The organism is Paracoccus thiocyanatus, from assembly GCF_900156255.1.
Lineage (GTDB): Bacteria > Pseudomonadota > Alphaproteobacteria > Rhodobacterales > Rhodobacteraceae > Paracoccus > Paracoccus thiocyanatus.
The window spans coordinates 75,932-93,910 of sequence record NZ_FTMK01000005.1; the positions used below are offsets into that span (position 1 = coordinate 75,932).

Annotated in this window: 17 protein-coding genes; 13 read left to right on the forward strand and 4 right to left on the reverse strand. The window is 68.6% G+C overall.

Features of this window, described 5'->3' with window-relative positions; all coding sequences use genetic code 11:
• Nucleotides 1–12 precede the first annotated feature (12 nt).
• Complete coding sequence (locus tag F3H32_RS05570) at nt 13–558, forward strand: hypothetical protein (RefSeq protein ID WP_149764980.1); 546 nt, start codon at nt 13–15, stop codon at nt 556–558.
• On the forward strand, nt 555–1,262 hold the full coding sequence (locus F3H32_RS05575; RefSeq protein ID WP_149764981.1) for an N-acetylmuramoyl-L-alanine amidase: 708 nt from the start codon (nt 555–557) through the stop codon (nt 1,260–1,262). Before F3H32_RS05570 ends, F3H32_RS05575 begins: the two co-directional genes overlap by 4 nt.
• Here F3H32_RS05575 and rlmJ read toward each other — a convergent pair.
• The 3 genes from rlmJ to F3H32_RS18065 form a co-directional block, all read right to left on the reverse strand.
• Complete coding sequence (gene rlmJ / locus F3H32_RS05580) at nt 1,259–2,026, reverse strand: 23S rRNA (adenine(2030)-N(6))-methyltransferase RlmJ (protein ID WP_149764982.1); 768 nt, start codon at nt 2,024–2,026, stop codon at nt 1,259–1,261. The genes F3H32_RS05575 and rlmJ overlap by 4 nt on opposite strands.
• 542 nt (nt 2,027–2,568) lie before the next feature.
• Entirely contained in the window at nt 2,569–2,790 is a 222-nt protein-coding gene (locus F3H32_RS05585; protein ID WP_115756038.1) for a DUF1127 domain-containing protein, read from the reverse strand.
• 5 nt (nt 2,791–2,795) lie between these two features.
• The gene (locus tag F3H32_RS18065) at nt 2,796–2,918 is read right to left on the reverse strand and encodes a hypothetical protein (RefSeq protein WP_262494984.1); all 123 of its coding nucleotides are present in this window, start codon (nt 2,916–2,918) and stop codon (nt 2,796–2,798) included.
• 199 nt (nt 2,919–3,117) lie between these two features.
• On the opposite strand from F3H32_RS18065, the gene F3H32_RS05590 reads away from it, so the two are divergent.
• From F3H32_RS05590 to murD, 9 genes are all read left to right on the forward strand, one after another.
• On the forward strand, nt 3,118–4,221 hold the full coding sequence (locus tag F3H32_RS05590) for an Mrp/NBP35 family ATP-binding protein (RefSeq protein WP_149764983.1): 1,104 nt from the start codon (nt 3,118–3,120) through the stop codon (nt 4,219–4,221).
• Nucleotides 4,222–4,849: 628 nt separating this feature from the next.
• Nucleotides 4,850–5,359: a division/cell wall cluster transcriptional repressor MraZ gene (gene mraZ / locus F3H32_RS05595; RefSeq protein WP_149764984.1), complete on the forward strand. Its 510-nt coding sequence runs from the start codon at nt 4,850–4,852 to the stop codon at nt 5,357–5,359.
• A gap of 3 nt (nt 5,360–5,362) precedes the next feature.
• Nucleotides 5,363–6,331, forward strand: a complete 969-nt coding sequence (gene rsmH, locus F3H32_RS05600) for a 16S rRNA (cytosine(1402)-N(4))-methyltransferase RsmH (protein ID WP_149764985.1) — start codon at nt 5,363–5,365, stop codon at nt 6,329–6,331.
• On the forward strand, nt 6,331–6,714 hold the full coding sequence (gene ftsL, locus F3H32_RS05605; protein ID WP_188128595.1) for a cell division protein FtsL: 384 nt from the start codon (nt 6,331–6,333) through the stop codon (nt 6,712–6,714). Before rsmH ends, ftsL begins: the two co-directional genes overlap by 1 nt.
• A complete protein-coding gene (locus F3H32_RS05610) occupies nt 6,711–8,516 on the forward strand; it encodes a peptidoglycan D,D-transpeptidase FtsI family protein (RefSeq protein WP_149764987.1) in 1,806 nt (601 codons plus the stop codon). Before ftsL ends, F3H32_RS05610 begins: the two co-directional genes overlap by 4 nt.
• Before the next feature lie 30 nt (nt 8,517–8,546).
• A complete protein-coding gene (locus tag F3H32_RS05615) occupies nt 8,547–10,016 on the forward strand; it encodes a UDP-N-acetylmuramoyl-L-alanyl-D-glutamate--2,6-diaminopimelate ligase (RefSeq protein ID WP_149765050.1) in 1,470 nt (489 codons plus the stop codon).
• The gene (locus tag F3H32_RS05620) at nt 10,013–11,398 is read left to right on the forward strand and encodes a UDP-N-acetylmuramoyl-tripeptide--D-alanyl-D-alanine ligase (protein WP_149764988.1); all 1,386 of its coding nucleotides are present in this window, start codon (nt 10,013–10,015) and stop codon (nt 11,396–11,398) included. The genes F3H32_RS05615 and F3H32_RS05620 overlap by 4 nt, the downstream gene beginning before the upstream one ends.
• Nucleotides 11,398–12,480, forward strand: coding sequence for a phospho-N-acetylmuramoyl-pentapeptide-transferase (mraY, locus tag F3H32_RS05625; protein ID WP_149764989.1), 1,083 nt, complete (start codon nt 11,398–11,400; stop codon nt 12,478–12,480). The genes F3H32_RS05620 and mraY overlap by 1 nt, the downstream gene beginning before the upstream one ends.
• Nucleotides 12,481–12,563: 83 nt before the next feature.
• Nucleotides 12,564–13,964, forward strand: a complete 1,401-nt coding sequence (gene murD / locus F3H32_RS05630) for a UDP-N-acetylmuramoyl-L-alanine--D-glutamate ligase (RefSeq protein WP_149764990.1) — start codon at nt 12,564–12,566, stop codon at nt 13,962–13,964.
• 139 nt (nt 13,965–14,103) lie between these two features.
• Here the strand turns inward: murD and F3H32_RS05635 are convergent, their stop codons facing one another.
• A complete protein-coding gene (locus F3H32_RS05635) occupies nt 14,104–15,243 on the reverse strand; it encodes an OmpP1/FadL family transporter (RefSeq protein ID WP_149764991.1) in 1,140 nt (379 codons plus the stop codon).
• A 163-nt stretch (nt 15,244–15,406) separates the two neighbouring features.
• Here F3H32_RS05635 and F3H32_RS05640 point away from each other — a divergent pair, with 163 nt between their 5' ends.
• A complete protein-coding gene (locus F3H32_RS05640; protein ID WP_149764992.1) occupies nt 15,407–16,378 on the forward strand; it encodes a TDT family transporter in 972 nt (323 codons plus the stop codon).
• A 69-nt stretch (nt 16,379–16,447) separates the two neighbouring features.
• Nucleotides 16,448–17,896 carry an IMP dehydrogenase gene (gene guaB / locus F3H32_RS05645; protein WP_149764993.1) on the forward strand — a complete coding sequence of 483 codons (1,449 nt, stop codon included), beginning with the start codon at nt 16,448–16,450 and terminating at the stop codon, nt 17,894–17,896.
• Nucleotides 17,897–17,979 lie beyond the last annotated feature (83 nt).

The window sequence follows — 17,979 nt, forward strand, 5'->3', positions numbered from 1 at the left end:
CGGGAGAAAGCGATGCGGAACCTGGCGATCCTGGCGGTGCTTGGCCTTGCTGCCTGCGGCGAGAATGCCGGCTGGAACCCGAATTACAGCGCCATGCACAATGGCTCGCCCTATGCGGAATATTTGCAGACGCGCGAGGTGGCGCTGCATGGCAGGGGGCCGGTGCCCGATATCATCCCGGTGCAATTGCCGGTCCAGGCGCCGACCGCGGCCGATATTGCCGGAACGCCAGCAAAGCCGCCGGTGGCGGCGCGGCCCGCAGCCGATGCCGCCACCCGCCCCGCCGCCGCCGCGCCGGCGGGGGCGCCGGCGGCCGCGCCGTCTCTGGTGCGCTATGCCCGGCAGGAACGCCAGGCGCCGGGCACGCGGAAATACCAGCGCAGCGGCTCGGCCACGGCCGCGGCGGCGGCCTGCCGCAACTATGGCAGCGCCGACGTGGCGCAAAGCGCCTTCATCGCGGCGGGCGGGCCGGTGATCGACCCGCGCGGGCTTGATCCCGACGGCGACGGCTTTGCCTGCGGCTGGGACCCGCGCCCGCTGCGCCGATCGGGGCCTTGAGCCCTTCGCCCAACCACGGCGACCGGCGCGGGCAGCGCCCCGAACTGATCGTGATCCATTACACCGGCATGGCGGACGGCCCCTCGGCCCGCGCCCGGCTTTGCGATCCCCTGGCCCAGGTCAGCGCGCATTGGCTGGTGCACGAGGACGGTCGGGCCGAACCCCTGGTCCCCGAGCATCGCCGCGCCTGGCACGCCGGCGCCGGCTCATGGCAGGGGCGCGAGGATGTCAATTCCCGCAGCATCGGCATCGAACTGGTCAATCCCGGCGACCGGCCTTTCCCCGAGCCGCAGATGGCGGCGCTCGAAGCATTGCTTTGCGCCATCATGACGCGCTGGTCCATCCCGCCCCAGGGCGTGATCGGCCATTCCGACATGGCGCCGGGGCGCAAGATCGACCCCGGCCCGCGCTTCGACTGGCGCCGGCTGGCCTTGCAGGGGCTGGCGCTCTGGCCCGATGGCCCAGGCGCGGACCGGCCGCTGGCCGACAGCCTGGCGCGCATCGGCTATCCCCCGGATCCGGCGCGCCTCGCCGCCTTCCGCCTGCGCTTCCGTCCCTGGGCCTGCGGCCCCGAAGACGAAACCGACCGCCGGCTGGCCGCCACGCTGGCTTGCGCGCTTCTTTCGTGTCCAAATATCCCGCAGGGGGAGGCCGCCGCGCCAGCGGCGGGCGGGGGACGCGAAGTCCCCCAGCGAGGGTCCTAGAAAAGCGCGGCGATTCGCCGGGCCTCGGCCTCCAGCCCATAGGGCGGGTTCAGCACCGCCATGCCTGACCCGACCATGCCATGACCGGGCCGCGCCGGCGGGAACCGCACCTCCGAGATCAGCGCCTGGGCATGGTCGCGCCGCAGCGCCTCGACCATGGGCGCATGGCGACTGTCGGCCAGGATCGGATACCACAAGGCGATCACGCCCACGTTCCACTTGCGCGCCAGCTTGGCGATGTGGCGGGGAATTGCGTCGTAATCCGCCTTGACCTCATAGCTCGGGTCGATCAGCAGCAATCCGCGCCGCGGCACGGGCGGGCAAAGCGCCTGCGCCATCTGGAACCCGTCCTGGCGGTGCAGATGCGCGAAACCGGCGACCTCGGCCAGTGCCTGGTGCTCGGCCGGGTGCAGCTCGGCCAGATGCGCCACGTCGCCGGGGCGCAGGAATTGCTGCGCGATCAGCGGCGAGCCGGGATAGGCCGTAGGGCCATGGCGCGCCCGCACCGCATCCAGCGCCAGGCGCAGCGGGTGATCGGCGGCCAGCCAGTTTTCGGCCAGCGCGCGGGTGATGCCCGCATCCGCCTCGCCGGTCTTTTCCGCCTCGGGCGCCGCCAGGTCGTAAAGCCCGCGCCCGGCATGGGTTTCCAGATAGGACAGCGGTTTCGGCTTGGCGGCCAGATAGGCCAGCATCCAAGCCAGCAGCGCGTGCTTGTGCAGGTCGGCCAGGTTCCCGGCGTGATAGGCGTGCTGATAGGACAACATGTCCCGCGATTAACCCGATGGCCTGGAAATGAAAAGCGGCGGCGCCCAGGGAGGAGGAGGGGGCACCGCCGCGCAACGCTGGCCCAGGGAGGAGGAGGGGCCGCGTATAGGGTGCGGCAATGGCAGGGAGGAGGAAGCCATTACCGCGTGCCGACGATCCCAGGGAGGAGGAGGGGACCGTCCGCATGCCGTTCCGCCTTGCGGCGGTATGTCGTGGCGACACCCTCAGGGAGGAGGAAGGGTGCCGCCTGAACCGGGAAGCCCAGGGAGGAGGAGGGGCTTCACCGTATCGGTTTGGCGGCACCTCCGGGAGGAGGGTGGAGGCTGCCGCCGGAACCGCGAGACCCAGGGAGGAGGAGGGGTCCCGCCGTATGAGATGGCGGCGCCCCGAGGGAGGAGGGGGGCGGCCGCCTTGCAGATGAAGCCCAGGGAGGAGGAGGGGCTTCACTGTATCGGTTTGGCGGCATCCTCAGGGAGGAGGAGGGAGGATGCCGCCTGAACCCGGACCCAAGGGAGGAGGAGTGGGTCGGGTGTTTCGTCTCTTACTTCGCGCCCCAGGCGGCTTCGTAGGCCACCGAGCGGATGGCGCCCCGGTTCAGGCCCAGATCCGCCAGTTCGCGGTTGGAAAGTTCGCCCAGTTCGCGCATGGTCTGGCGATAGACTGCGCGGCGGGCCAGATGGTCCCGCAGGTCGGACACGAATTTCGCGATCGCACCGTTGTTGCCGCGATGCGCGCCGCCATGGATCAGATCGAGAACAGCCATTTCATTCACTCTTTCGTCTTGCGGATGGCGCGGTTGGTTTTCCCTGTCGCGCTGTTGAGACGAACATGGCCCTTTTTCTGCATCTGCACAACGCCCAGAGGCGAGATGCTGCTATGCGGAAACGGCATGGCTGGCCGGGACGCCTTGTCACAAACCGTTCATAATCCGTGCGTTTTTTTCCGACCTTTTGCAAGCCGGAAGGTTTTTCCTAGTGCATGGGTCGTATTTTACGCGGGGGCACAGCGGTTTAGCGGCGCCGGCCCCTGGCGCGGGTTGCCCATCGCGGTTCGAATTGCGATGCTGCGGGCGCTTCGAACGGGGATGGTCATGGCGATATCACGCGAACAGGTGCTTCAAGAACTTGCGCAGATACAGGTTCCGGGCGGCGGAAACCTGGTTTCAGCCGATCTGGTGCGTGCGCTGAATGTGGACGCGGGCGTGGTGCGATTCGTCATCGAAGCCGCGGACGCGGTCATGGCCCGCGCCCTGGCCCCGGTCGAGGCCGAAGCGCAGCGCCGCCTTTCTGCCCTTGCCGGGGTCGAGAAGGTGCAGATCGTGACCACCGCCCCGGCCGCCCCTCGCGGTCCCGCGCCGCAGGTCGTGGCCAGGTCGGGGGGCGAGCCGCCGCCCAGCCTCAAGATCGGGCGCCATCCCACGCCCCAGGCCGGACCCGCGCCGGTCAGCGGCGTGGCCCGCATCCTTGCCATCGGCTCGGGCAAGGGCGGGGTGGGGAAATCCACGCTGACCTCGAACCTGGCCGTGGCCCTGGCGCGCCAGGGCAGGCGGGTCGGCCTGCTGGATGCCGATATATATGGCCCGTCGCAGCCGCGGATGCTGGGGCTGACCGGGCAGCGCCCGACCAGCGAGGGCCAGATGATCCAGCCCTTGCATGCCCATGGCGTCACCGTCATGTCGCTGGGCCTGATGATGAAGGAAGGCGAGGCGGTGGTCTGGCGCGGCCCGATGCTGATGGGCGCGCTGCAACAGATGCTGAACCAGGTGAAATGGGGCGAACTGGACGTGCTGCTGGTGGACCTGCCGCCCGGCACCGGCGACGTGCAGCTTTCCTTGTGCCAAAAGGCGCAGGTCAGCGGCGCGATCATCGTCTCGACCCCGCAGGACGTGGCATTGATCGACGCGCGGCGCGCCATCGACATGTTCGACAAGCTCAAGACCCCGGTTCTGGGGCTGGTCGAGAACATGTCGACCTATATCTGTCCCAATTGCGGCCATGAGGCGCATCTGTTCGGCCATGGCGGCGTTGCCGCCGAGGCGGAAAAGCTGCAACTGCCCTTCCTGGGCGAGATCCCGCTGAACCTGGAGCTGCGGCTGGCCGGCGATGCCGGCACGCCTGTCGCGGCCGGGGACGGGCCGGCCGCGCAATCCTTTGCCCGGCTGGCCGAACGCCTGATCGCCGGCGGCATGGCCTGAACGGCGTTCCGGGAAATCACGGGAACGACGCCTGGGAAAGCACGGGAAACGCCCCGATTCACCGAATCACCGCGCCGTGATGGGCCGTGACCGGGCGAGGTTTCGGCGATTCTCCGTTCCACCTTCGGATGGAAAACCGGCCCGCGGCTCAGGCCGGCGGCGATTCTTTGGGATTGTGGGATTTATTTGCCACAGCCCGGTCCCATACCACATCTAGTAGCGGTCAATTCCCTGGCTTCGATACCTGCCCGTGCGGTCGCGGCCCTGTGAAAGTGTTCACAAGGTGTTCGCTGGCGATAGCCCGCCCACGCCCATGCGACGCCCAAACAAATCCATTGCGTCCCGTGAAATCCCATGGCATCCCTTGCTCACGGAACGGGCTAACAGGGGCACCAAGACCCCAAAGGCGACAAGCAGCTTTCATACAGGCAACCCGTTTCCGAAACGGCCTCTGCGGCGCGCGAGCAGCACCTCCCCCAGGTGGCGCGGAACGCAGGGCGCGATCCCCGAAACTACGGGGCCCAGAGATGGGAACGAGGGCGGCGGATCGGGCAGTGGCAGCAGCCCGGTCCGCCTTTCCTTTTCCGGCAAGCCGGAAAGGTCGGGACAGTGGAAGGAGTGCGGGCCCTTGGCACGCAGGTTCAGAGGCTCGGAAGAGGTCAAGGTGGACGCGAAGGGCCGCGTCTCCATCCCGGCCAAGTTCCGCCGGGTCTTCGAAGCATCCGATCCCGACTGGCAGGCCGGCAAGCGCGCGCAGATGGTCATCGTCTACGGCACCCGCGACTGGAACTGGCTTCAGCTTTTCACCATCGAGGCGATGGAAGAGATCGAGGACGGCATCGCCCGCATGCCGCGCGGCTCGGCCGCCCGCAACCTTTTGGAAAACATCTATCAAGGCCATGCCGACGAGGCCGAGATCGACGGCGACGGCCGGCTGGTCCTGCCGCAGAAGCTGCGCGAAAAGATCGGCCTGACCGACAGCGCCTTTTTCATCTCGGCCGGCGACAGCCTGAAGGTCTGGACCCCCGAAGCCTATGCCGAGGAAGAGCGCGCGCTGGAGGCCCGCGTGCCGGAACTGGAACCCGGCGCCGATCCGCTGTCGCTGCTGGCCCCCGCCGCGGCGAAGGACGAGGGCTAGGGCATGGCCGAGGCACCGCATATTCCCGTCCTGCTTGGCCCGCTGTTGCGGGCCGTTCAGCCTGTGACGGGCATCTGGGTTGATGGCACTTTCGGCGCCGGCGGTTATGCCCGCGGCCTGCTGGAACAGGGCGCGGACCGGGTGATCGGCATCGACCGCGACCCGGCGGTCTTTCGCATGGCCCAGGCTTGGGCGGGCGAATACGGCGACCGGCTGCATCTGGTCGAGGGCACGTTTTCGGACCTGGACCGGCTGGCGGGCGGGCCGGTGGACGGCGTGGTGCTGGACCTGGGCGTCAGCTCGATGCAGCTTGACCAGCCCGAGCGCGGCTTTTCCTTTCTGCGCGATGGGCCCTTGGACATGCGCATGGGCGGCGACGGGCCCACGGCCGGCGACCTGCTGAACACCGCGCCCGAGCAGGTGATCGCCGATGTGCTGTATCTTTACGGCGAGGAACGCGCCTCGCGCCGCATCGCCCGCGCCATCGTGGCGGCGCGGCCGCTGTCGCGCACCGGCCAGCTTTCCGACATCGTCGCCGGCTGCCTGCCGCGGCCGAAGCCGGGGCAAAGCCATTCCGCGACCCGCAGCTTCCAGGCGATCCGCATCTGGGTGAACGACGAATTCGGCCAGTTGGTCGCGGGGCTGGCGGCGGCCGAGCGCGCCTTGCGGCCGGGCGGCAAGCTGGCCGTGGTCAGTTTCCATTCGCTGGAAGACCGCATCGTCAAGCGGTTCATGCAGGCGCGGTCGAACAGCGCCGGCGGCGGCAGCCGCTATGCGCCCGAGGCGGCGCGCCAAGAGCCGGCCTTCACGCTGCCCTTCCGCCGCGCCATCGGCGCGGACGAGGCGGAACTGGCGAGGAATCCGCGCGCGCGCTCGGCGCTGTTGCGCGTCGGCATCCGCACCGCGGCCCCGGCGGGCCGGGTCGATCCGGCGGGCCTGGGCCTGCCGCTGCTGTCGGAAAGGGGGGCCTGATGCGTTCGGTGCTTTACCTTCTGACCGCGCTTTCGGTGATGGGCCTGGCCTTCTGGGCCTATCGCGAGAATTATCGCACCCAAGCCGCCATCAGCGAGATGAGCGACATGCAGCGCCAGATCGGCCGGCTGCGCGAGGATCTGGGCGTGCTGCGCGCCGAATGGGCCTATCTGAACCGGCCCGAGCGGTTGCGCCAACTGGTCGACCTGAACTTCGAGCGGCTGAAGCTGGTGCCCTTTGGGTCCGACCAGTTCGTGGACGTGGGGCAGGTGGCCTTCCCCGCGCCCCGGTCCCCCGAACCCGTCCCCGGTTTCGATGCCGATGTTCCGGTCGAACGCCCCGCCGGCTTCCCGCCCCGCAGACCACAGGAGAGCACGCCATGATCCGCACCCCGCTGCGCCCGCTGGCCCGCATCCTTCGCGCCCGCGAAACAGGCGAAAACCCCGATGCCATCGAGGCCGAGAACCGCGCCCAAAGGCATGCCGCGATCCAGGAAAGGGCGCGCGGCAGCGCCCGGACCCGGCTGTTCTTCATGTCCTGCGCCTTTGCCCTGGCCTTTGGCACCGTGGGCGCCAAGATGGGCGTGCTGGCCGCCAGCCAGCCCAGCGAGCCGCGGGTCCAGACCAGCGGCGCGCAGATCATCTCGCAGCGGGCCGACATCACCGACCGCCACGGGCGGGTGCTGGCCACCAACCTGCTGACCCATTCGCTTTATGCCCATCCCCAGCAGATGGTCGAACCCGAGCGCGCGGCGCGCGAACTCGTGCGCATCTTTCCAGACCTGAAGCTTGAACGGATGCTCAAGGATTTCACCGGCAAGCGCACCTTCGTCTGGATCAAGAAGAAGATAAGCCCCGAACAGATGCAGGCCGTCCACGACATCGGCGAGCCGGGATTGCTGTTCGGCCCGCGCGAGATGCGGCTTTACCCCAACGGCCATATCGCCGCCCATGTGCTGGGCGGGGCCACCTTTGGCAAAGAGGACGTGGCCAGCGCCGAGGTGGTGGGCGTCGCCGGGGTCGAGAAAGCCTTTGATCAATGGCTGCGCGATCCGGCCAATGAGGGCGCGCCGCTGACCCTGTCGCTGGACCTGACCGTGCAGGCCGCGATGGAGGAGGTGCTGTCGAACGGCATGAAGGTCATGAACGCCAAGGGCGCGACGGGCGTGCTGATGGAGGTCAAGACCGGCGAGGTCGTGGCCATGGCCAGCCTGCCCGATTTCGACCCCAACGACCGGCCGCGCCCGCTGCTCAAGGGCGATCCTTCGGACAGCCCGCTGTTCAACCGGGCGGTGCAGGGCCAGTACGAGCTTGGCTCGACCTTCAAGATCTTTCCGGTGGCGCAGGCCATCGACCTGGGGCTGATCGGCCCGGCCACCATGATCAACACCCAGTCGCCGATGCGGATCGGCAAATACCTGATCAACGATTTCCACAATTACGGCGGCAAGCTGTCGGTGGCCGACATCATCGCCAAATCCTCGAACGTGGGCACGGTGCGGATCGCGCAACTGCTGGGCCCCGAACGGCAGCGCGACTTCCTGGAAAGCCTGGGCCTGTTCGAGCCAACCCCGATCGAGATGAGCGAGGGGCCGACCGGCAAGCCTCTGGTGCCGCAACGCTGGCCGGCCGTCACCTCGGCCACGGTGGCCTTTGGCCATGGCCTGGCGGCAAGCCCGTTGCATCTGGCCGCTGCCTATGCGACCATCGCCAATGACGGCAGCCGCGTGCGCCCGACCCTGGTGCATGGCCGCAGCATGCGCGCGGGCGAGCCGGTGCTTTCCCCGTCCGCAGCCCATACCGCCATGCAGCTTTTGCGCAAGGTCGTCACCCATGGCACCGCGCGCCAGGCCAATGTCGAGGGCTACGAGGTGGCGGGCAAGACCGGCACCGCCGACAAGCCGCGGCCCACCGGCGGCTATTACAAGGACAAGAACGTGACCACCTTTGCCTCGGCCTTTCCGGTCAGCGCGCCGCAATATGTGCTGGTGGTGACGCTGGACGAGCCGTCGGTCGGGCTGGCCGGCGGCGGCGAAAGCCGCACGGCGGGCACCACGGTCGCGCCGGTTGCGGGCGAGCTGATCCGCCGCGTCGCCCCGCTTCTGGGGCTGCGCCCGACCACGGAAACCCAGCTTCCGATGGTTGAACGGCCTTTGCCGGATCGGCTAAGGCTCGTCTCGAACTGAATGAGCGGGGGTTCCGTGACCGATCGGGCGATGCGACTGTCCCTTTTGGGGCTTAGGGGGGACAAGGGGCGCGACCCCGAGGTGACGGGCCTTGCCGTGGATTCGCGCCAGGTCAGGCCGGGCCACCTGTTCGCGGCGCTGCCGGGCTCGGCCGCGCATGGCGGCGCGTTCATTCAATATGCGCTGCGCCAAGGGGCGGGCGCGATCCTGACCGACCGCAAGGGCGCCGAGATCGCCGCCGAGGCGCTGGCCGGCGCCGATGCCGCGCTGGTGGTGGCCGAGGATCCCCGCGCCGCCCTGGCGGGCGCGGCCGCGCTGTGGTTCGCCGCCCAGCCCCATACCATGGTGGCCGTCACCGGCACCTCGGGCAAGACCTCGGTCGCGACCTTCACCCGGCAGATCTGGCAGGCGCTGGGGCACAAGGCGATCAGCCTGGGCACCATGGGCGTGCAGGGCGACTACCAGGCGAAACTGGCCCATACCACGCCCGAGCCGATCACCCTGCACCGGGTGCTGGCCGAGGCGGCGCAAGCGGGCGTCACCCATGCGGCGATGGAGGCCAGCTCGCACGGGCTTGACCAGCGCCGGCTGGACGGTGTGCGGCTGAAGGCCGGCGCCTTTACCAATTTCAGCCAGGACCATCTGGACTACCACAAGGATTTCGACGCCTATTTCGCCGCCAAGGCGCTGCTTTTCGACCATATCCTTGAAGAAGGCGCGGGCGCGGTGGTCAATATCGACGACCCGCGCGGCCGTCAGATGGCAGAGGTCGCGCGCGACCGCGGCCTGGCGCTGACCACCATCGGCAGGGACGAAGACGCCGACCTGCGCATCCTGGGCCAGCGCTATGACGCGACCGGGCAGGATTTGCGCTTCAGCCTGAACGGCCGGGCGCATCTGGTGCGGCTGGCGCTGATCGGCGGCTTCCAGGCGGAAAACGTGCTGGCCGCCGCCGGCCTTGCCATCGCCGCCGGCGACGATGCGACCCCGGTGATCGAAACCCTGCCGGGCCTGGCCACCGTGCGCGGTCGCATGGAACTGGCGGCGGTGCGGGAAAACGGCGCGGCGGTCTTTGTCGATTACAGCCACAAGCCCGGCGCCCTGGCCTCGGCCCTGCAAAGCCTGCGCCCGCATGTCATGGGCCGCATCATCGTGGTCTTTGGCGCCGGCGGCGACCGCGACCGGCTCAAGCGCCCGCTGATGGGCGAGGCGGCGCGGCAATTCGCCGATGTCGTCTATGTCACCGACGACAACCCCCGCAGCGAAGACCCGGCCGCGATCCGGGCCGAGGTGATGGCCGGCGCCGGCTCTGACGCCATCGAGATCGGCGACCGCGCCGAGGCGATCCTGCGCGGCGTCGATGCCTTGCAGCCGGGCGACGCGCTGCTGATCGCCGGCAAGGGGCACGAGACCGGCCAGATCATCGGCAGCGACGTCTATCCCTTCGACGATGCCGAACAGGCCTCGGTGGCCGTCGCGGCGCTGGATGGCAAGATATGACGCTCTGGACCTCGCATGACGCCGCCGCCGCGACCGGCGGCCGCGCCACCCGTGACTTTGCCGTCACCGGCGTTTCCATCGACACCCGTACCATCCGGCCGGGCGATCTGTTCGTCGCCCTGCAAGCCGCCCGCGACGGCCATGATTTCGTGGCCCAGGCGCTGGAAAAGGGCGCAGGCGCGGCGCTGGTCAGCCGCATCCCCCAGGGCGTGGCCCCAGATGCGCCGCTGCTGGTCGTCCCCGATGTCCTGGCCGCGCTGGAGGGGCTGGGCCGCGCCGGCCGCGCCCGCATGGGCGGCAAGGTCATTGCCATCACCGGCTCGGTCGGCAAGACCTCGACCAAGGAGATGGCCCGCATCGCCCTGGCCGGGCAAGGGAAAATCCACGCGGCCGAGGCCAGCTACAACAACCATTGGGGCGTGCCGCTGACGCTAGCGCGCATGCCCCCGGACACCGATTTCGCCATCGTCGAGCTCGGCATGAACCATCCCGGCGAGATCGAGCCGCTGGCCCGCCTGGCCCGCCCGCATGTCGCCATGATCACCACCGTCGCCGCCGCGCATCTGGAAGCCTTTGGCGCCATCGAGGGCATCGCCCGCGAAAAGGGCGCGATCTTCCGCGGCCTGGCCCAGCCCGGCACCGCCATCCTGCCCGAGGATCTGGCCGTGACGCAGCTTCTGCGCGACTGCGCCGATGGGGCCGGCACCATCACCATCGGCTTTGGCCAGCACGGCATGGCCCGGCCGCTTAAGGCAGAGACGGTGGACGGCACCACCCAGGTCCGCGCCCGCGTGCTGGGCGAGGCGGTGGATTTCACCCTGGCGACCCCCGGCACGCATTTCGTCATGAACGCGGTCGGCATGCTGGCGACGCTGTCGGCCGCGGGGGCGGATCTGGCCCAGGCGGCGGCGCGTCTATCCGATTGGCGCCCGCCGCTGGGCCGCGGCGCGGTCGAGGATCTGGGCGGCATCCGGCTGATCGACGATGCCTATAACTCCAACCCCACCTCGCTTTCGGCAGGGCTTGCGACACTGGCGCGGCTGACCGGCGGGCGGCGGGTGGCGATCCTGGGCGACATGCTGGAACTCGGCCCCGAGGAAATCGCGCTCCATGCCGGCATGGCCGCCGATCCGGCGATGGCCGCCGTCGACCTGGTCCATACCGCCGGCCCGCGCATGCGCGCCCTGCACGAGGCGCTGCCCGCCGCCCGCCGCGGACGCCACGCCGATACCGCCGCCGAACTGGCCGAATGCGCGCAGGACCTGGTCGCGCCCGGCGATATCGTGCTCGTGAAGGGTTCAAAGTCCTCCAAGGTCTCGACGGTGGTTGACGCGCTGCGGCGGACGCGCCAAAGCACGCCGCCTGGCGAAAGGACAGCGTAATGCTCTATTGGCTCACGACCCTCTCCGACGGCGGGGATTTCTTCAACCTTTTCCGCTATATCACCTTCCGGGCCGGGGGCGCCTTCTTTACCGCGCTGCTTTTCGGCTTTTTCTTCGGCCGGCCGCTGATCGACCTTTTGCGCCGCAAGCAGAAAAAGGGCCAGCCGATCCGCGACGACGGGCCGGAAAACCATTTCTCCAAGGCCGGCACCCCGACCATGGGCGGGCTCTTGATCCTGGCCGCGCTCAGCATCGGCACGCTGCTTTGGGCGCGGCTCGACAACGGCTATGTCTGGATCGTGCTGCTGGTCACGCTGGGCTTTGCCGCCATCGGCTTTGCCGACGATTATGCCAAAGTCACCAAGCAGCACCATGCCGGGCTCTCGGGCAAGGTGCGGCTGCTGATCGGGCTTGGCATCGCCGTCGCCGCCGGCGCCGCGGCGGCATGGATACATCCCCCGGCCCTTAGCGGCGAACTGGCGCTGCCCTTCTTCAAGGATGCGCTGATCAACCTGGGCCTGCTTTACGTGCCCTTCGCGGTGCTGGTGATCCTGGGTGCCGCCAATGCGGTGAACCTGACCGACGGGCTGGACGGGCTGGCGATCATGCCGGTGATGATCGCGGCCGGCAGCTTCGCGGTGATCGCCTATATGGTCGGCAACGCGAATTTCGCCAATTACCTGGGCGTGCATTTCGTGCCCGGCACCGGCGAGCTTGCGGTCTTCGTCGCGGCGCTGATCGGTGGCGGGCTGGGTTTCCTGTGGTATAACGCGCCCCCCGCCGCCGTCTTCATGGGCGACACCGGCAGCCTGGCGCTGGGCGGCGCGCTGGGCGCCATCGCCGTCGTCACCAAGCACGAAATCGTCCTGGCCATCGTCGGCGGCCTTTTCGTGGTCGAGGCGCTCAGCGTCATCATCCAGGTGCTCTACTTCAAACGCACCGGCAAGCGGGTCTTCCTGATGGCCCCGATCCACCACCATTTCGAGAAAAAGGGCTGGGGCGAGGCGCAGATCGTCATCCGCTTCTGGATCATCGCGCTGATCCTGGCGCTGATCGGGCTTGCCACCCTGAAGCTGCGCTGACAGGCTTTCACCGTTTTGCAAATACTCTCGGGGGGTCCGGGGGGGCGAAGCGCCCCCGGCCTGCCACAGCCAAGGAAACCAGCATGATCCCGGTCCAGGGCGTCGAAAACCAGACCATCGCCGTGCTTGGTCTCGGCCGCTCGGGCCGCGCCACCGCCGCGGCCCTGGCCGCCGGCGGCGGCCAGGTCGTCGCCTGGGACGACGGCATCGACACCCGCGAACAGGCCCAGGCCGATGGGCTGCACCTGCGCGACCTGACGCTGGACCGGAACTGGCAGGGCATCTCGGCGCTGATCACCAGCCCCGGCATCCCGCATCTCTACCCCAAGCCGCACCCGGTCATCGCCAAGGCTTACGAACTCGGCGTGCCGGTCGACAACGATATCGGCCTGTTCTTTCGCAGCTTCGCCACCGCGGAATGGGAACGGTTCGACACCATGCCGCGCGTGATCGCCGTCACCGGCTCGAACGGCAAGTCCACCACCACCGCTCTGATCCACCACATCCTGCGCGAGGCCGGCCGCCCCACCCAGATGGGCGGCAATATCGGCACCGGCGTGCTGTCGCTCGAACCCGCCCATGACGGCGAGGTGGTGGTGCTGGAGCTTTCCAGCTACCAGACCGACCTGGCCCGTGCCCTGACCCCCGATGTCGCGGTTTTCACCAATCTGTCGCCCGACCATCTCGACCGGCATGGCGGCTTGGGCGGCTATTTCGCCGCCAAGCGCCGGCTTTTCGCCGAGGGCGGGCCGGACCGCGCCGTGATCGGCGTGGACGAGGCCGAGGGGCGCTATCTTGCCGGCCAGCTTGCCATGGCGCCCGAGGACGACCGGGTAATCCGCATCTCCTCGGGGCAGAAGCTCGACCATTTCGGCTGGTCGGTCTTTGCCCGCAAGGGGCATCTTGCCGAATGGCGCAAGGGCCGCCAGACAGCCTCGATCGACCTGCGCGCCATCCAGGGCCTGCCGGGCGAGCACAACCACCAGAACGCCTGCGCCGCCTATGCCGCGACCCGCGCCCTGGGCCTGGCCCCGCGCGAGATCGAGCGCGCCTTTCACAGCTTCCAGGGGTTGCCGCATCGCAGCCAGACCGTGGCCGAGATCGGCGGCGTGGCCTGGGTCAACGACAGCAAGGCCACCAATGCCGATGCCGCGGCCAAGGCGCTGGCCGCCTTCCCGCGCATCCGCTGGATCGCCGGCGGCATGGGCAAGGATGGCGGCATCGAGGCGCTGGCGCCCTTTCTCGGCAATGTCGCCAAGGCCTATCTGATCGGCCATTCCGCCCGCGACTTCGCGCTTCAGATCGGCCAGACCCCCTATGAGATCGCCGAGACCATGGAACAGGCCATCGCCCGCGCCGCGGCCGAGGCGCAGCCGGGGGAAACCGTCCTGCTGGCCCCCGCCGCCGCCAGCTTTGACCAATACCCGAATTTCGAAAAGCGCGGCGAACATTTCACCGCGCTGGTCAAGGCGCTGCAAGGCTGATCTTCACCGTTTCCCCAAATACTCCGGCGACGGTGCCCGCCGGCGCGGATGCATGAGTATTTGAAAACGGTGAAGCGGGCAAGCTTGCGCGGAGCGGCCCCGGCGCGAGCCGGGGCCTGTTGCGGCCGTTCCGCCCGGATCAGAAGGAATAGCCGATCCGCACGCCCGCGCCCCAGGCGTGATTGCCCGACATGCGCGCCCGCGGCTCGTCCGGGGTGCCGGTTTCGGCATAGGCGTCGCCCAGCTTGATATAGCTGATGCCGGTCGTGACCTTGATGTTGTCGCGGGTATAGACCGCGGCCAAGGTCACGCCCTTGCGCCCGTTGGTCGGCGCCAGGGGCGAAACCAGGTCGTCCCCGTCCGGCTCATACATGAACGAGAGCGAACCCGACCAGTTCTCGGTGAACTTGCGGCCGACGCCGATGGTATAGGTCGTGGTGTCCTCCAGTTCGACTAGCCCGCCCTCAACACCGAAGCCTGCCGGCGGCGGGCTAACCAGAACCTGCGGATTGACCTTGAACTCTGACCAGTTCACCCAGCGGATCGAGCCGAAGAGCAGGGTATCGGCGGCGATACCTGTCTGCCCCTCCAGCGTCCAAGACCGCGGTGTCTTGACTGTCGTCTTGCTTTCCACGCTACCGGTAAGTGGATGGGTTTCGACCGTGTCGAAGTCATGCTCGATGGGCGAGTTGTAGGTCAGCGAGACGCGGGCGGCGATCTCGGGCATCTCATAGGCCACGCCCGCGACCCAGCCCACGCCCCAGGAGCTGTCCAGGTCGACGTTATAGCCCGCAAGGTCGCTGTAGGCCGCGCCAGTCAGCCCGACCTCGGCGTCGGCGCGCGAGCCGCGAATGCCGCCATGCACCGAGAAATTGTTGTCGAATTTGTAGCGCAGCAGCGCGGTATAGGTTGTGGAGTCAACCCTGGCGAAGGTGCCGCCCAGCATCATCGAGCCGCCTTCGGCCATCGTCTTATAGGCAATGTCCGCCCCGAAAGGCTGTTCCAGGATAAAGGCACCCGACAGGTTGTCGGTGAACTGATGCTTGTAGGCCAGCCCGGCGAAGCCATAGCCTTGCGCCACATCGCCTGTTGAGGCGCCGCCATAGATCGCCAGATCCTGTCCCGACACGTCCGGGTTCACCCCGCCGAAGCTGAGTTCCAGGTAATTGCCCTGTTCGAACAGCGGCGCCAGCGACTGCGGCGCGCGTTCGATCCCGCCGGCAAGGGCGGGCGCCGCGGTGGCCAGCAGCGCGCCGATGCCGGTTATGATCCTTTTCATCGTTACCTCCCCGATCAGTCTTTTCGACCTGTGCAACCCAGCCTGCGGCAGGCCGCCTGCTTGCGTCAATTGGCCCTGCTTGGTAACGCGGCGTCCTGACGCAACCATTGTCGCCGGTGTGGCCCGTTCGCCGCGCCGCGACACCACGAGCAGGAGGTTTCCCATGCGTTTCGCCCCAGCGCGTCCCAATCCGGCCGGGCTTTGGCGCCGGGTGCCGCCTGCGATCTTTCCGCCGCTTCTGGGCGCGCTTGGCCTGGCCTTGGCCTGGCGCGGCGCCACGGCGCAATTCGGCCTGCCGCAAGGCGTCTCGGGGATCATGACCGGCATGGCGGTCGCGGCCTGCGGCTTTGCCGTGCTGGCCTATGCCGCCAAGCTGGCCCGCCGCCCCGCCGTCCTGGCCGAGGAACTGCGCACGCTGCCCGGCCGCGCCGGCCTGGGCGCGGCGCTGGTCGGGATCTATGTCGCCGCGCAACTGCTGGGTCCCCATGCGCCGGGGCTGGCGCGTGCGGTGCTGATCGGCGGCATGGCGGCGCATCTGGCCTTTTGGGCGGTGGCGATCCCCGTCATGGCTCGTACGCCGGGGCAGGGCCGGGTGTCGCCGGTCTGGCAACTGAATTTTGTCGGCCCGATCGTCGCGGCGCAGGCCGCCGCCGGTTTCGGCTGGATGGGGCTGGCCCAGGCGCTGTGGTGGCCGATGGCCGCTTTCGCCGGCTTTATCTGGATCGTAAGCCTGCGCCAGGCCGCGGCCGAGCGGGTGCCGGCGCCCTTGCGCCCGCTTTTGATGATCCACCTGGCGCCCATCGCCATGCTGGGCAATGTCGCCGCCGCCCTGGGCTGGCAGGGCGTGGCGCTGGGTCTGGCCTGGGCCGCGGCGGCGGCGTTGGCCTTGGCGGCGCTGCGCCTGCGCTGGCTGGTCGAGGCGGGGTTCTCGCCGCTTTGGGGGGCCTTCACCTTTCCGCTGGCGGCGACGGCGGGGCTGTGGACGGCGGTTTCGGGCTTTGCGCCCGGCTGGGCGCTGGCGGCGCAGGCGCTGCTGGTGGCGGCCAGCCTGGTGGTGCTGCCGATCCTGTTCCGGGTCTGGCGCGCCTGGGCCAGCGGCGGGCTGGCGATGAAAACCAACGCCGCCATCGCCTGACAGGCTGGACAATCCCGCCGGGCCGTGAAATGGGAAACTGCCAAACGAACCCCTGACAAGGATGCTCCCATGCAGATTCGTGAGGCTTTGACCTTCGACGATGTTCTTCTCGTTCCTGCGGCTTCCTCGGTGTTGCCCTCGACCGCCGATGTGACCACCTGGGTCACGCGGCAGGTCCGCATGAACATTCCGCTGCTGTCCAGCGCCATGGACACCGTCACCGAAAGCCGCATGGCCATCGCCATGGCCCAGGCCGGCGGCATCGGCGTGATCCACCGCAACCTGACCGCCGAGCAACAGGCCGACGAGGTGCGCCGCGTCAAGCGTTTCGAATCGGGCATCGTCTACGACCCGATCACCCTGACCCCCGATCAGACCATCGCCGATGCCAAGGCGCTGCAAGACCGCTACAACGTCACCGGCTTTCCGGTGGTGGACGCGTCCGGGCGCGTGGTCGGCATCATCACCAACCGCGACATGCGCTTCGCCAACAGCGACGATATGCCGGTGCGGGCGGTAATGACGAGCGACAACCTTGCCATCCTGCATGAACCCGCCGATCGGGTCCAGGCCATCGACCTGATGAAGGCCCGCCGCATCGAAAAGCTGCTGATCACCAATGCCGAAGGCAAGCTCACCGGCCTGCTGACGCTGAAGGATACCGAGAAATCGGTGCTGAACCCCCTGGCCTGCAAGGACGAGTTGGGCCGGCTGCGCGTCGCCGCCGCCTCGACCGTCGGCGACGAAGGCTATGAGCGCAGCCTGGCCCTGGTCGAGGCCGGGGTGGACCTGGTGGTGATCGACACCGCGCATGGCCATTCCGAAGGCGTGGCGCGCGCCGTGTCGCGCATCAAGGCGCATTCGAACGCGGTGCAGGTGGTGGCCGGCAACGTCGCGACCGCCGAGGCGGCCCGCGCCCTGGTCGATGCCGGCGCCGATGCGGTCAAGGTGGGCATCGGTCCCGGCTCGATCTGCACCACGCGCATCGTCGCGGGCGTGGGGGTGCCGCAACTGACCGCGATCATGGATGCGGTGCGCGGCGCAGGCGACGTGCCGATCATCGCCGATGGCGGCATCAAGTTCTCGGGCGATTTCGCCAAGGCCATCGCCGCGGGCGCGTCCTGCGCCATGGTGGGTTCCGCCATCGCCGGCACCGATGAAAGCCCCGGAGAGGTGATCCTGTATCAGGGCCGCTCGTTCAAATCCTATCGCGGCATGGGTTCCCTGGGGGCCATGGCGCGCGGTTCCGCCGACCGCTATTTCCAGAAGGACGCGGCCAGCGACAAGCTGGTCCCCGAGGGGATCGAGGGCCAGGTGCCCTACAAGGGCTCGGCCGCCGCGGTGGTCCATCAGCTTGTGGGGGGGCTGCGCGCCGCCATGGGTTATACCGGAAATGCCACCGTGGCCGAGATGCGCGGCGGCTGCGAATTCGTCCGCATCACCGGCGCCGGGCTCAAGGAAAGCCATGTCCATGATGTCCAGATCACGCGGGAAAGCCCGAACTATAGGCTGGGCTGACTAAGGGAGCCGGGCCGGTGGCGCTTACCGAATCTTAACCGGGCGGGGCTATAGCAAGGAGGATTTTCCCTGGCGGCTTTGTC

Excerpts from the sequence above, each read along its gene's own strand:
- F3H32_RS05570 (WP_149764980.1), top strand. The coding sequence starts at position 13 with ATGCGGAACCTGGCGATCCTGGCGGTGCTTGGCCTTGCTGCCTGCGGC.
- rlmJ (WP_149764982.1), bottom strand. The coding sequence starts at position 2,026 with ATGTTGTCCTATCAGCACGCCTATCACGCCGGGAACCTGGCCGACCTG.
- F3H32_RS05585 (WP_115756038.1), bottom strand. The coding sequence starts at position 2,790 with ATGGCTGTTCTCGATCTGATCCATGGCGGCGCGCATCGCGGCAACAAC.
- F3H32_RS18065 (WP_262494984.1), bottom strand. The coding sequence starts at position 2,918 with ATGCCGTTTCCGCATAGCAGCATCTCGCCTCTGGGCGTTGTGCAGATG.
- F3H32_RS05590 (WP_149764983.1), top strand. The coding sequence starts at position 3,118 with ATGGCGATATCACGCGAACAGGTGCTTCAAGAACTTGCGCAGATACAG.
- rsmH (WP_149764985.1), top strand. The coding sequence starts at position 5,363 with ATGGCCGAGGCACCGCATATTCCCGTCCTGCTTGGCCCGCTGTTGCGG.
- ftsL (WP_188128595.1), top strand. The coding sequence starts at position 6,331 with ATGCGTTCGGTGCTTTACCTTCTGACCGCGCTTTCGGTGATGGGCCTG.
- F3H32_RS05610 (WP_149764987.1), top strand. The coding sequence starts at position 6,711 with ATGATCCGCACCCCGCTGCGCCCGCTGGCCCGCATCCTTCGCGCCCGC.
- F3H32_RS05615 (WP_149765050.1), top strand. The coding sequence starts at position 8,547 with ATGCGACTGTCCCTTTTGGGGCTTAGGGGGGACAAGGGGCGCGACCCC.
- F3H32_RS05620 (WP_149764988.1), top strand. The coding sequence starts at position 10,013 with ATGACGCTCTGGACCTCGCATGACGCCGCCGCCGCGACCGGCGGCCGC.
- mraY (WP_149764989.1), top strand. The coding sequence starts at position 11,398 with ATGCTCTATTGGCTCACGACCCTCTCCGACGGCGGGGATTTCTTCAAC.
- murD (WP_149764990.1), top strand. The coding sequence starts at position 12,564 with ATGATCCCGGTCCAGGGCGTCGAAAACCAGACCATCGCCGTGCTTGGT.
- F3H32_RS05635 (WP_149764991.1), bottom strand. The coding sequence starts at position 15,243 with ATGAAAAGGATCATAACCGGCATCGGCGCGCTGCTGGCCACCGCGGCG.
- F3H32_RS05640 (WP_149764992.1), top strand. The coding sequence starts at position 15,407 with ATGCGTTTCGCCCCAGCGCGTCCCAATCCGGCCGGGCTTTGGCGCCGG.
- guaB (WP_149764993.1), top strand. The coding sequence starts at position 16,448 with ATGCAGATTCGTGAGGCTTTGACCTTCGACGATGTTCTTCTCGTTCCT.